The following is a 366-nucleotide window of genomic DNA, read 5'->3' as shown; positions in this document are numbered from 1 at the left end:
CACACAGATTGTCTGATGAAAAATTAGCAGTAAAAATCTCTGCAGGCTTGTAGCTCAGGTGGTTAGAGCGCACCCCTGATAAGGGTGAGGTCGGTGGTTCAAGTCCACTCAGGCCTACCAAATTTGCCCTGATACTGTGTTGTGAAACGACTCGCATACTTCAGTATGCTTCGTCATTCCACGCCTTGTCTCAGGACAAATTATCGGTACAGAGATGAAGTATTACGATGGGGTTATAGCTCAGCTGGGAGAGCGCCTGCCTTGCACGCAGGAGGTCTGCGGTTCGATCCCGCATAGCTCCACCATCCTTTACTGCAGAAACACAAGAAAACTTCAGAGTGTACCTGAAAAGGTTCACTGCGAAGT

2 tRNA genes are annotated in these 366 nt (G+C 48.6%); both read left to right on the top strand.

Annotation, left to right across the window (positions count from 1 at the left end):
• The first annotated feature begins 43 nt into the window (after positions 1-43).
• Positions 44-120 (top strand) — tRNA-Ile (locus tag QNN86_RS23900).
• Positions 121-229: 109 nt separating this feature from the next.
• Positions 230-305 (top strand) — tRNA-Ala (locus QNN86_RS23895).
• Positions 306-366 lie beyond the last annotated feature (61 nt).

Origin of the sequence: Citrobacter sp. C348 (assembly GCF_047467975.1) — a bacterium.
Taxonomy (GTDB): domain Bacteria; phylum Pseudomonadota; class Gammaproteobacteria; order Enterobacterales; family Enterobacteriaceae; genus Citrobacter; species Citrobacter gillenii.
The sequence above is the reverse complement of the archived record's forward strand: the minus strand, read 5'-3'. Positions and strand labels throughout refer to the sequence as shown.